An 11,960-nucleotide genomic window follows, 5' to 3' on the forward strand; every position below is an offset into this window, starting at 1 on the left:
AAACCGGCGCCCCCCCTATTTGTTATACACCACCCCGCCGGCCCCCCCCCCCCCCGCGCCCCCGGCCCGCCCCCGGGGGGGGGCCCCGCGGCCGGGGGCCGCGGGAACCGCGCCGCCGGGGCGGCAGCCGGTCCTAGTACCAGTTGTGGGCCTGCCAGAACGACCACGCGCCACAGGGGCTGCCGTAGCGGGAGTTCATGTAGCCGACGCCCCACTTGATCTGGGTGGCCGGGTTGGTGCGCCAGTCGGCACCGGCCGAGGCCATCTTGGTGCCGGGCAGCGCCTGGACCAGACCGTACGCGCCGGAGCTCTTGTTGGTCGCGGTGTAGTCCCAGCCGCTCTCGCGCTTCACGATCTGGCTGAAGCACTGGAACTGCGCGTCGTTGCCGACGATCTGCCGGGCCAGGTCCTGGACCGAGCCGGGGCTGACCGAGACGGGCGGAGCGCTGTCCTCGACCGCGGTCATCGCGGAACGGGACTTGGACCGGTTCGCGGCGGCCTCGTCGGCCTTGCGCTTGTCGTCCGCGGCCTTGGCGGCCTTCTCCGCGTCGGCCTTGGCCTGGGCATCGGCCTTCGCCTGGGCGTCCGCGGCGGCCTGCTGGCGCGCGGCCTCCTCGGCGGCCTTCTGCTCCGCGGCGGCCTTGGCAGCGGCGTCGGCGGAGGCCTGCTGGGCGGATGCCTGCTGGCCGATGTTGTCACTGATGGTCTGCGCCTGGGCGCCAGAGGGGACTTCGGCAAGCAGGGTCGCGCCGGCGACGTCGACCGTCTGCGTGGTCTTGCCCTCGCTGCCCGAGGCCATACCCACGACGGCACCGACAGCGGTGACGGCGGTGGCGGAGGCCACAGCAACTCCCCGGACCGAGATCCGAGTCACATGGTTTCCTTCCAGCATCGCCCACGCGTGACCGTACGGGCGCAACATGCCCCTTGGCACGGACCTCCGCACAGTGCTCTGGTCACGGGAGGTGCTGGCCCGGCGTCCGGCCGAGGTGACCGGGCGTTGAAATCGGGCGGCGTACGGCTCAACGGTGTTCAATTGTGTGTCCACCGACCGGAGTTGGCGAACCTTCCCGGGCCTGACTCCCGGAGTCCGGAAGCCCTGCCGCGCCGTACGCGGGGCCTGACAGAACCCTCACCATGCCGCACCGGGCACGGTCGACGCAATTCCCCTTCGCGTGGCGCATGTCACATTCACCGTACGGCGGTTTCCCGGACGGAAAGCACTCGATGTGATGAAACGGGCGGAGCCCGCTCCGTCAGGAGCGGGCTCCAGGTCATGAGTTGACCATATTGTCCCACTATGACCCGATCAGGGGCGGATCACGGGTGGATGTCCTCCAGCATCTCCGTGACCAGCGCCGCGATCGGCGAACGCTCCGAGCGGGTGAGCGTGATGTGGGCGAAGAGCGGATGACCCTTCAGCTTCTCCACCACCGCCACCACGCCGTCGTAGCGGCCCACCCGGAGGTTGTCCCGCTGCGCCACGTCGTGGGTGAGCACCACCCGCGAGCCCTGGCCGATCCGGGACAGCACCGTCAGCAGGACGTTCCGCTCCAGCGACTGCGCCTCGTCCACGATCACGAAGGCGTCGTGCAGCGAGCGCCCCCGGATGTGGGTCAGCGGCAGCACCTCCAGCATCCCGCGGGAGATGACCTCCTCGATCACGTCCGGGGTGGTGACGGCGGAGAGGGTGTCGAAGACCGCCTGCGCCCAGGGGCCCATCTTCTCCGCCTCGGAACCGGGCAGGTAGCCCAGCTCCTGGCCGCCGACCGCGTACAGCGGCCGGAAGACCATCACCTTGCGGTGCTGCCTCCGCTCCAGCACCGCTTCCAGCCCCGCGCACAGCGCCAGCGCCGACTTCCCGGTGCCGGCCCGGCCGCCCATCGACACGATCCCGATCTCCGGGTCGAGCAGCAGGTCCAGCGCCACCCGCTGCTCGGCGCTGCGCCCGCGCAGCCCGAACGCCTCGCGCTCCCCGCGCACCAGCCGCACCCGGCCGTCGCCGGTGACCCGGCCGAGCGCCCGGCCGCGCTCCGAGGTCAGCACCAGTCCGGTGTGGACGGGCAGCTCGGTGGCGCCGTCGACGTCCACCCCCGCGTCGTGGCCGGCCGAGAACAGCGCGTCCACCTGGTCGGCCGGGACGTGCAGCTCGGACATGCCCGTCCAGCCCGAGGTGATCGCCAGCTCGGCCCGGTACTCCTCGGCGAGCAGGCCCACCGAGCTGGCCTTGATCCGCAGCGGCAGGTCCTTGGACACGACGGTCACGTCGTAGCCCTCGGCCTGGAGGTTGCGGGCGACCGCGAGGATCCGGGTGTCCGCCTCACCGCCGGCCCGGTAACCGGCCGGCAGTATCGACACGTCGGAGTGGTTGAGCTCGACCCGGATGGTGCCGCCGAGCTCGCCGACCGGGATCGGCTCGTCGAGCCGGCCGTGGCGGATCCGGTAGTCGTCGAGCAGCCGCAGCGCCTGGCGGGCGAAGTAGCCCAGCTCCGGGTGGTGTCGCTTGGCCTCCAGCTCGGTGACGACCACCACCGGGAGGACGACCTCGTGCTCCTCGAAGCGGGTCATGGCGAGCGGGTCCGCCAGGAGCACGCTCGTGTCGAGAACGTACGTGCGCCGGTCTGGTGTCCGGCGGCTCTTCGAACTGACCACTAGGCCTCCAGAGCGGATGACCCTGCGTCATCCGCGGCATGCCGGCCCCCGCTGCCCCGGTGGCCTCGGGACCGGACTGACTGGAGTATTCCCAGGCGGGGAGCGGTGCATTCGCGCCCTCGGAGAACTGACGGATCATTGCCGGTGAACGTTTGGCCTCGCGCCGGCACCGGGTAGGCCAGGCCTACGGCGGTCATTTCCTCCGGAGGGGCCGGTGGCCGGGGCCGCCGTGCCGGGGTTACAGCCCCAGCCGCCGGTGGCGCTGCTCGTACGCGCGCAGCGCGCGCAGGAAGTCGACCTTGCGGAAGGCCGGCCAGTACGCCTCGCAGAAGTAGAACTCGCTGTGCGCGCTCTGCCAGAGCAGGAAGCCGGACAGCCGCTGCTCGCCCGAGGTGCGGATGATCAGGTCCGGGTCGGGCTGGTTGCGGGTGTACAGGTGCTCGGCGATGTGCTCGACGGTCAGGACCTCCGCCAGCTCCTCGATCGAGGTGCCGCGCCCGGCCTGCTCCTGGAGCAGCGAGCGGACGGCGTCGGCGATCTCGTGCCGACCGCCGTAGCCGACCGCGACGTTGACCGTTATGCCGTCGATGTCGGCGGTCCGGTCGGCGGCCCGCTTGAGCACGTCGGCGGTGTGCTGCGGCAGCAGGTCCAGCGCGCCGACCGGGTTGACCCGCCAGCGGCGGGCGGCGGCCAGGCCGGTGACGGCGTCCTCGATGATGCCGAGCAGCGGGACGAGCTCGTCGGCCGGGCGGTCCAGGTTGTCGGTGGAGAGCATCCAGAGGGTGACGACCTTGACGTGGGTCTCGTCGCACCAGCCGAGGAACTCGCTGATCTTGTCGGCGCCGCGCTGGTGGCCGTACGCGGTCGAGCCGCCGGCCGCCTTCGCCCAGCGGCGGTTGCCGTCCAGGATCACGCCGATGTGGCGCGGGGTGCTCGCGAGGTGGACCTCGACCCGTCGACCGTAGAGCCCGTACATCCCGCCGAGCAGGGTGCGCAGCCCCGGCGTCCGTTCGGCGACATCGCGCAGACCCATCTTTCCCGGCCCCTCCGTGCTCGTTGCAACTGGTGCGTCTCCGCCCCGGGCGCAGCCTACTCCGGCGCGCAGGTGCACAGTAAAGCCGCAGGTAGCGGTCTGGTCACGGTCCTGTACGAAGTCTGTCCCGACGGGCGTGTCGGGGGTCGTCCGGGCGGGCCGCAGGGCCGCTGCGGGGCTCCCGGGGCGCGGACACGGAACGGTCTCCGAATCCTTAACGGAACCGTAAGCCGTTCTTCCGATGCTTGACGACCAGCAATGGTCTAGTCCAGCTTTTGATCCGGGACGGAACGATCCTCCGGCTCCGCCCCGCAGGCTCACTTCGGACCTCCCCTCCCCCACACGCGGCCGCCGCGCCCCCCACCGCGGCGGCCGCTCCTCCCCCAGGAGCGTCGCCCCATGGCCCGTACGCTGAACCAGCCCTCGCACAAGCGCCGGCGCAGCCCCCTCCCGGCCGTCGCGGCCGGTGCCACCGCCCTCGCCCTGGCCGGCGGCGGCCTCGCCCTCTTCGCCGGTGGCGCCAGCGCGGCGGTCGGCAACCTGGTCGACAACGGCGGCTTCGACGGCGGGCTCGGGGGCTGGACCTGCACCGGCGCCGCGACCACGGTCTCCTCCCCGGTCCACTCCGGCACCGGCGCGCTCCAGGCGACCCCGGGCGCCGGTGACACCGCCGAATGCACCCAGACCATCAGCGTGCTGCCCAACACCAGCTACACCCTGAGCGCGTGGGTCCAGGGCCCGTACGTCTACCTCGGTGCGCGCGGCACCGGCGGCACCGACCCGTCCGCCTGGTCGAACCAGAACAGCTGGAACCAGCTGTCCAGCACCTTCACCACCGGGGCGAACGCCACCAGCGTCACCGTCTACCTGCACGGCTGGTACGGCCAGAGCGCCTACCTGGCCGACGACGTCGCGCTGATCGGCCCCGGCGGCACCGGCACCCCGTCGCCGACCGCGACCCCCACCCCCACCGCGACGCCCACGGCCACCTCCTCCCCCACGGCCACCGCGACGCCCACCCGGACGGCGACCCCGACGCCCACCCAGACCGCGACGGCGACCCCCACCGCCACGCCGACCAGCACCACCCCGCCGGTCACCGGCCTGCCCGCCCACATGGTCACCGGCTACTGGCAGAACTTCGACAACAACTCGACCGTGCAGCGGCTGAGCGACGTCCAGAGCGCGTACGACATCATCGCGGTGTCCTTCGCCGACGCCGTGCCGACCAGGACCGGCGCGATCAGCTTCACCCTGGACCCGGGCCTGTCCAAGGCGCTCGGCGGTTACACCGACGCCCAGTTCCGCGCCGACATCAAGGCCAAGCAGGCGGCCGGCAAGAAGGTCGTCCTCTCCATCGGCGGCCAGAACGGCGCGATCACCGTCGGGGACGCCACCGCCGGCGCCAACTTCGTCAACAGCGCCTACGCGATCATCAAGGACTACGGCTTCGACGGCATCGACGTCGACCTGGAGAACGGCGTCCAGGCCGGCCCGCTCGGCGACGCGCTGCACTCCCTGCAGGCCAAGGTCGGCCCCGGCTTCGTCCTGACCATGGCCCCCGAGACCATCGGGATGTACAACACCTCAGGCGCCTACTTCCAGCTGGCGCTGAAGACCAAGGACATCCTCACCGTCGTCAACACCCAGTTCTACAACTCGGGCGGCATGAACGGCTGCGACGGCAAGGTCTACAACCAGGGCACCATCGACTTCATCACCTCGCAGGTCTGCACCCAGATCCAGGGCGGCCTGCGGCCGGACCAGGTGGGCATCGGCGTCCCGGCCTCCACCCGGGCCGCGGGCGGCGGCTACGTCGCGCCGACCGTGGTGAACAACGCGCTGGACTGCCTGGCCACCGGTAACAACTGCGGCAGCTTCGTGCCGCCGGCCAAGTGGCCGACCATCCGCGGCGCGATGACCTGGTCGACCAACTGGGACGTCAACAACGGCAACGCGTTCTCCAACGCGGTCGGCCCGTTCGTCCACAAGATGCCGTAACGGCACCCGGCCGCGGCTGCCACGGGCCGCGGCCACCCGAGCTCCACTCCCCCGGCGCGCCGCTCCTTGAGGGTGGGGCCTGCGCGTCGGCGGCGGGGCCCGTCGCACCGACCGGTGCGGCGGGCCCTTCCGTTCCCCTCCCCTTCAACGCGTTCGATGTCCCGGCGGCGCGCGCTCACCGCGCCAGGACCGCGGTGAGCGCGCCGAGCAGCAGGAACGGGCCGACCGGGAGGTCCAGTCCGCGCACCGGGCGGCGGCGGACCAGCGCGGCGGCGGCCCGCAGGGTGCCCCACAGCCCGGCGAGCACCATCGCGGCGAACAGCCCGCCGAGCGCCACCGACCAGCCGTACCAGCCGAGCAGCCCGCCCAGGGCGAGCCCGAGCGGGGAGTCCCCCGGGCCCAACGCGCCCAGCCAGACGGCCAGTTCGAGCACACCTCCGACCGCGAGCGCGACCAGCAGGCAGCGCAGCGTCACCCCGGGCCCCGCGGTCGGCACCGCCGCCAGCAGCAGCGCCGTCACCCCGCCGAGCAGTGGCAGGGTCAGCCGGTACGGCAGCCGGCGCACCCGCGCGTCGACGAAACCGAGCGCCACGCCGAGCGCCGCCGCCCAGCCCATCGCCAGGGTCACCACCACCAGCCGGTCCGCCGCGTACGCCACCGCGACGGCGACCGCCACCGCGACCGCCTCCACCGTCCAGGGACCGGCGCCCAGCCGCTCCCGGCAGCCCCGGCAGCGCCCGGTCGGCGGCAGCAGGCGCACCCGGCGCCCGCAGGCCGGGCAGTCCTCGCACCAGGGCTCGCCCTCCGGCACCGCGAACCGGGCGATCAGCCCGCGCAGCGGTGGAGCCGCCAGGAGACCGACCAGCACCGCCGCCACCACGACCGGGACCACCGGCGCACCCCCTCTTCGACCGACACGACCGACGCGACCGACACGACCGACGCCATCGGCGCGACCGGCCCCATCCTCCCGCGCCGGGCGGTGTGCCGTCCGTCTCGTTCCGCACGACAGCGCGACAGCGCTCCTCGCATACACGAGCATTCCGGACATTCGACTACTGGTTCGGAAGGCCGTCCGCCACCCCCGCCTGCCGATCCAAGGGAGCTGTTCGGGCCCCCGAAAGCACCCCCGCGGAGACCGGCCGCACGGCCCCTCCGTACCCCTAAAGTAGGCGGACATGCAGGTCATCCAGTCCAGCAAGCTCGCCAATGTCTGCTACGACATCCGCGGCCCGGTGCTCGACGAGGCGATGCGGCTGGAGGAACAGGGCCACCGCATCCTCAAGCTCAACACCGGCAACCCGGCCACCTTCGGTTTCGAGGCGCCCCCGGAGATCCTCCAGGACGTCCTGCGCAACCTCGCCAACGCGCACGGCTACGGCGACTCCAAGGGCCTGCTCTCGGCCCGCCGCGCGGTGGTCATGCACTACGAGGACCGCGGGCTGCACGGCCTCTCCGTCGACGACGTCTTCCTCGGCAACGGCGTCTCCGAGCTGATCCAGCTGGCCATGACCGCGCTGCTGGACGACGGCGACGAGGTGCTCGTCCCGGCCCCGGACTACCCGCTGTGGACCGCCTCGGTCTCACTGGCCGGCGGCACCGCGGTGCACTACCGCTGCGACGAGCAGTCCGAGTGGTACCCGGACCTCGCCGACATCGAGGCCAGGGTCACCGACCGGACCAGGGCCATCGTAGTGATCAACCCGAACAACCCGACCGGCGCGGTCTACCCGCGCGAGGTGCTGGAGGGCATCGCGGAGATCGCCCGCCGGCACGACCTGGTGGTCTACGCGGACGAGATCTACGACAAGATCCTCTACGACGACGCCGAGCACGTCCCGCTGGCCACCCTGGCCCCGGACCTCTTCTGCGTCACCTTCAACGGACTGTCCAAGGCCTACCGGGTCGCCGGCTTCCGCTCCGGCTGGATGGTGCTGTCCGGCGACCGGCGCCGGGCCCGCAGCTACATCGAGGGCCTCACCGTGCTCGCCTCGATGCGGCTGTGCGCCAACATGCCCGCCCAGCACGCGGTGGCCGCCGCGCTCGGCGGACGGCAGTCGATCCGCGACCTGGTGCTGCCCGGCGGCCGGCTGCACGCCTCGCGGGACGCCGCGTACGAGCTGCTGAACCAGATCCCGGGGGTCAGCTGCGTCAAGCCCAAGGGCGCGCTGTACGCCTTCCCCCGACTGGACCCCAAGGTCCACAAGATCAAGGACGACGCCCGGATGGTGCTGGACCTGCTGCGCTCCCAGCGGATCCTGCTGGTCCAGGGCACCGGCTTCAACTGGCCGGAGCCGGACCACTTCCGGCTGGTCACCCTGCCCCGGGCGGAGGAGATCACCGACGCGGTGACCCGGATCGGCGACTTCCTCGGGGGTTACGTCCAGCCGTAGCCCCGGGCGGGAAGCCCCCGGAAAAACACTACGGCCGGAGTCCCGGCCCGGGCGATCTCCTTGGTCGGGGGAAAATCGCCCGGCGGAACTCCGGCCGTCCTGCCGCTCGGCGGGGCGCGCGGTTCGTGCCGCGCGCCCGCCTCTCTCCCGGCTGAGGCTCAGGCTCAGCCGAGGCGCGCGACGAGGTTCCGGTACTCGTCCCACAGCTCCTTCGGGGTGTGGTCGCCGAAGGTCTCCAGGTGGGCCGGCACGAGAGCGGCCTCCTGGCGCCAGAGGTCGGCGTCCACGGTGAAGAGCAGGTCGAGGTCCTCCTTGGACAGGTCCAGGTCGCCGAGGTCGAAGCCCTCGACGGTCGGCAGCACGCCGATCGGGGTCTCGACGCCCTCGCCGGTCCCCTCCAGGCGCTCGACGATCCACTTGAGCACGCGGCTGTTCTCGCCGTAGCCGGGCCAGACGAACTTGCCCTCGGCGTCCTTGCGGAACCAGTTGACGTAGTAGATCTTCGGCAGCTTGGCGGCGTCCGCCCGGGCGCCGACCTTCAGCCAGTGGGCGAAGTAGTCACCCATGTTGTAGCCGCAGAACGGCAGCATCGCGAACGGGTCGCGGCGCAGCTCGCCGACGGTGCCCTCGGCGGCGGCGGTCTTCTCGGAGGCGATGTTGGCGCCGAGGAAGACGCCGTGCTGCCAGTCGAAGGACTCGGTCACCAGCGGGACGGCGGTGGCGCGGCGGCCGCCGAACAGGATCGCCGAGATCGGCACGCCCGCCTGGTCCTCCCACTCCGGGGCGATGGTCGGGCACTGCGCGGCCGGGACGGCGAAGCGGGCGTTCGGGTGGGCGGCCGGGGTGCCGGACTCGGGGGTCCAGTCGTTGCCGCGCCAGTCGGTCAGGTGCGCCGGGGGCTCCTCGGTGAGGCCCTCCCACCACACGTCGCCGTCGTCGGTGAGGGCGACGTTGGTGAAGACGGTGTTGCCCCAGAGGGTGTCGATGGCGTTGGCGTTGGTGTCCACGCCGGTGCCGGGGGCGACACCGAAGAAGCCGGCCTCGGGGTTGATGGCGTACAGCCGGCCGTCGGCGCCGAAGCGCATCCAGGCGATGTCGTCGCCGATCGTCTCGACCTTCCAGCCCGGGACCGTCGGCTGGAGCATGGCCAGGTTGGTCTTGCCGCACGCCGAGGGGAACGCGGCGGCGACGTACTTGGCCTCGCCGTTCGGCGGGGTGAGCTTCAGGATGAGCATGTGCTCGGCCAGCCAGCCCTCGTCGCGGGCCATGGTCGAGGCAATGCGCAGCGCGTAGCACTTCTTGCCGAGCAGGGCGTTGCCGCCGTAGCCCGAACCGAAGGACCAGATCTCCTTGGTCTCCGGGAAGTGCGAGATGTACTTGGTGCTGTTGCACGGCCACGGCACGTCCGCCTGGCCCTCGGCGAGCGGGGCGCCGACGGTGTGCACGGCCTTGACGAAGTCGCCGTCCTCGCCGAGCTGGTCCAGCACGGCCTGGCCCATGCGGGTCATCACGCGCATGGAGACGGCGACGTAGGCGGAGTCGGTGATCTCGACGCCGTACGCGGCCAGCGGGGAGCCGACCGGGCCCATCGAGAAGGGCACGACGTACATCGTGCGGCCCTTCATCGCGCCGCGGAAGAGTCCCTGCTCGCCCTGGAAGAGCTCCCGCATCTCGGCGGGCGCCTTCCAGTTGTTGGTCGGTCCGGCGTCCTTCTCCTGCTCGGAGCAGATGAAGGTGCGGTCCTCCACGCGCGCCACGTCCGTGGGGTCCGAGGCGGCGTAGTAGGAGTTGGGGCGCTTCTCCTCGTTGAGCTTCTTGAAGGTGCCCTGCGCCACCAGCAGGTCCGCGAGGCGGTGGTACTCCTCGTCGGAACCGTCGCACCACTCGATGCGGTCCGGCTGGGTGAGCTCGGCGATCTCGCTCACCCAAGCGAGCAGCTGCTTGTGGCGGGTGGGCGCGGATGCGCTGAGAGCAGAGATCTCGTACGACACGATCGCTCCGTTTCACGCCATCTCGGCGAGGAGACGGCGTCGCGGGGGTCTGAGGGTGCTTGCAGCGTAGCTCCGGACTCAAGGCCGGAACGCGGCGAAGCGTCGAAATTGACGCACCTTTTACTCCAGCCAGTATGATTACTGGCCAGTAACGGAGCAGCCTCACCCGCGACGGAGTGTGCGGCGCCACACTCCTATTACTCCAAAACGTCCAACAGTGACGATCGCCACTTCCTACGCGCCAGTAACCTACGGATCCGTAGGTAACGGGTAGCATGCTGCGCATGACTGCTGCTGCGCTCGCGGAGAGTGCACTCATGGAGAGCAAGCCGAAGTGGCGCGGCTGGCTGCACGCCGGAATGTTCCCCGCCACGGTGGCCGCCGGGATCGTGCTGATCTGCCTGGCCGACTCCACGCCCGCCAGGATCGCCTGCGCGATCTACTCGGTCAGCGCCTGGCTGCTGTTCGGGGTCAGCGCGGTGTACCACCGCTTCGACTGGGGCCCGCGCGGGGACGCCGTACTGCGCCGGCTGGACCACGCCAACATCTTCCTGATCATCGCGGGCACCTACACGCCGTTCACGATGCTGCTGCTCAAGGGCGCCGACCAGCAACTGCTGCTCTGGGCGGTCTGGGGCGGCGCACTGGCCGGGATCGCGTTCCGGGTGTTCTGGGTCGGCGCGCCGCGCTGGCTGTACACACCGGTGTACCTCGCGCTGGGCTGGGCCGCCGCCTTCTACCTGCCGGACTTCCTGCACACCGGCGGGGTCGCCGTCCTGGTGCTGATGATCGTCGGCGGAGTGCTCTACAGCATCGGCGGCGTGGTGTACGGGCTCAAGCGGCCCAACCCGTCACCGCGCTGGTTCGGGTTCCACGAGGTGTTCCACGCCTTCACCCTGGGGGCGTTCATCGTCCAGTACATCGGCGTCTCACTGGTGGCGTACAGCACGGCCGGCTGATCCCGGCGCACCCCGACGGGCGGTCGAACGGTCCACGGACCGGCCGGCCGCCCGTTCCGCCGTCCAGGGCCGCTCGTACGGGGCCCGGAGCTGCGGGCGGCGCGGGACGGCCGAGTGGTCGACGGCGCCGGACTCCGACTGCGGGCCCGGATCCTGCAGCAGCCCGTGCGCGTGGTGGTGCTCGCCGTGGGCGTAGTACTGCTCCCCGCGGGCGTGGTGCTGCTCCCCGTGCGACTCCCGGCGGGGCTCGCGCGACTCCCGGTACGGCTCGCGCGGCGACCCGGCCGCCGTCGGGAGCGCCGCGGACCCGGACCGCCCCGGCGCACCGGCCGAGCGGGCCCGCGCCTGCCGGGCGTCGAGCGCCTCGCGGGCCCGGCGGCAGCGCTCGCAGTGCGCGGCGTCCGGGATGCCGCGGCGCGGGCGGTGCCGGACCGGGGCCCGATCCCCGTGCATCGCGCGCCAGCGGCGGGCGACGTACACCATGAGCAGCAGGGTCTCGACCCCGGCGACCGCCAGGACCAGCAGGGCGCCGTTGATCAGATAGGCCGCGACCACGGCCAGCGCAGAGCCCACCACCACCGCCGAACCCCACACCTGGGTGCTCATCTGCTTGTCGTCCGCGTCGGCCACTTCGGTCCCCTTTCCCGGTGCCGGGCTCGTGGTCGGCTCCCGCCGCCCCACCTCTTCTCCGCTCTCGGCACGCGTCGGCCAGCACTGACCGATTGCCACATGGTATCTACCGACAGTCATGGCCAACTGCCCCGGGGCGGCGAACGACAGATCAACGTTGCGTCAATTCCTCGTGCGGAAGCAGCACTTCCAGGACACATCACGGAGCGTAGCCGCGGTTCGCCTCCGTTGGACGCGCCGGGCGCGCCGGACGCACCCACGGCAGCACGCAGGGCGCCGAACCGGCCGCCGACCGGACGGT

9 protein-coding genes are annotated in these 11,960 nt (G+C 71.7%); 3 read left to right on the plus strand and 6 right to left on the minus strand.

Translation table 11 applies throughout. The features are described from left to right. Positions 1 to 133: 133 nt before the first annotated feature. From ACFWJ4_RS38900 to ACFWJ4_RS38910, 3 genes are all read right to left on the minus strand, one after another. The gene (locus tag ACFWJ4_RS38900) at positions 134 to 892 is read right to left on the minus strand and encodes a transglycosylase SLT domain-containing protein (RefSeq protein WP_380359217.1); all 759 of its coding nucleotides are present in this window, start codon (positions 890 to 892) and stop codon (positions 134 to 136) included. Between the two features lie 428 nt (positions 893 to 1,320). Next, on the minus strand, positions 1,321 to 2,652 hold the full coding sequence (locus tag ACFWJ4_RS38905) for a PhoH family protein (RefSeq protein ID WP_359899497.1): 1,332 nt from the start codon (positions 2,650 to 2,652) through the stop codon (positions 1,321 to 1,323). A gap of 238 nt (positions 2,653 to 2,890) precedes the next feature. After that, a complete protein-coding gene (locus ACFWJ4_RS38910; RefSeq protein WP_380553463.1) occupies positions 2,891 to 3,685 on the minus strand; it encodes an isoprenyl transferase in 795 nt (264 codons plus the stop codon). A gap of 399 nt (positions 3,686 to 4,084) precedes the next feature. Here ACFWJ4_RS38910 and ACFWJ4_RS38915 point away from each other — a divergent pair, with 399 nt between their 5' ends. After that, positions 4,085 to 5,686: a chitinase gene (locus tag ACFWJ4_RS38915; protein ID WP_380553465.1), complete on the plus strand. Its 1,602-nt coding sequence runs from the start codon at positions 4,085 to 4,087 to the stop codon at positions 5,684 to 5,686. Positions 5,687 to 5,861: 175 nt separating this feature from the next. Here the strand turns inward: ACFWJ4_RS38915 and ACFWJ4_RS38920 are convergent, their stop codons facing one another. Next, positions 5,862 to 6,578: a prepilin peptidase gene (locus tag ACFWJ4_RS38920; RefSeq protein WP_380553468.1), complete on the minus strand. Its 717-nt coding sequence runs from the start codon at positions 6,576 to 6,578 to the stop codon at positions 5,862 to 5,864. A gap of 286 nt (positions 6,579 to 6,864) precedes the next feature. Between ACFWJ4_RS38920 and ACFWJ4_RS38925 the strand changes: the two genes are divergently transcribed. Next, a complete protein-coding gene (locus ACFWJ4_RS38925) occupies positions 6,865 to 8,079 on the plus strand; it encodes a pyridoxal phosphate-dependent aminotransferase (protein WP_380553471.1) in 1,215 nt (404 codons plus the stop codon). Between the two features lie 164 nt (positions 8,080 to 8,243). Here ACFWJ4_RS38925 and ACFWJ4_RS38930 read toward each other — a convergent pair whose 3' ends face one another. Next, positions 8,244 to 10,070 carry a phosphoenolpyruvate carboxykinase (GTP) gene (locus ACFWJ4_RS38930; RefSeq protein ID WP_380553474.1) on the minus strand — a complete coding sequence of 609 codons (1,827 nt, stop codon included), beginning with the start codon at positions 10,068 to 10,070 and terminating at the stop codon, positions 8,244 to 8,246. Positions 10,071 to 10,354: 284 nt separating this feature from the next. Here ACFWJ4_RS38930 and ACFWJ4_RS38935 point away from each other — a divergent pair, with 284 nt between their 5' ends. After that, positions 10,355 to 11,029 carry a hemolysin III family protein gene (locus ACFWJ4_RS38935; RefSeq protein WP_380359196.1) on the plus strand — a complete coding sequence of 225 codons (675 nt, stop codon included), beginning with the start codon at positions 10,355 to 10,357 and terminating at the stop codon, positions 11,027 to 11,029. Here ACFWJ4_RS38935 and ACFWJ4_RS38940 read toward each other — a convergent pair. Beyond that, a complete protein-coding gene (locus ACFWJ4_RS38940; RefSeq protein ID WP_380553477.1) occupies positions 11,000 to 11,659 on the minus strand; it encodes a hypothetical protein in 660 nt (219 codons plus the stop codon). The genes ACFWJ4_RS38935 and ACFWJ4_RS38940 overlap by 30 nt on opposite strands. Positions 11,660 to 11,960 lie beyond the last annotated feature (301 nt).

This window comes from Kitasatospora sp. NPDC127067 (assembly GCF_042724755.1).
GTDB classification, from domain to species: domain Bacteria; phylum Actinomycetota; class Actinomycetes; order Streptomycetales; family Streptomycetaceae; genus Kitasatospora; species Kitasatospora lactacystinica.

Bases quoted from the DNA above. Each gene is read 5' to 3' on its own strand.
- ACFWJ4_RS38900 (WP_380359217.1), bottom strand. From the start codon at position 892: ATGCTGGAAGGAAACCATGTGACTCGGATCTCGGTCCGGGGAGTTGCT.
- ACFWJ4_RS38910 (WP_380553463.1), bottom strand. From the start codon at position 3,685: ATGGGTCTGCGCGATGTCGCCGAACGGACGCCGGGGCTGCGCACCCTG.
- ACFWJ4_RS38915 (WP_380553465.1), top strand. From the start codon at position 4,085: ATGGCCCGTACGCTGAACCAGCCCTCGCACAAGCGCCGGCGCAGCCCC.
- ACFWJ4_RS38925 (WP_380553471.1), top strand. From the start codon at position 6,865: ATGCAGGTCATCCAGTCCAGCAAGCTCGCCAATGTCTGCTACGACATC.
- ACFWJ4_RS38935 (WP_380359196.1), top strand. From the start codon at position 10,355: ATGACTGCTGCTGCGCTCGCGGAGAGTGCACTCATGGAGAGCAAGCCG.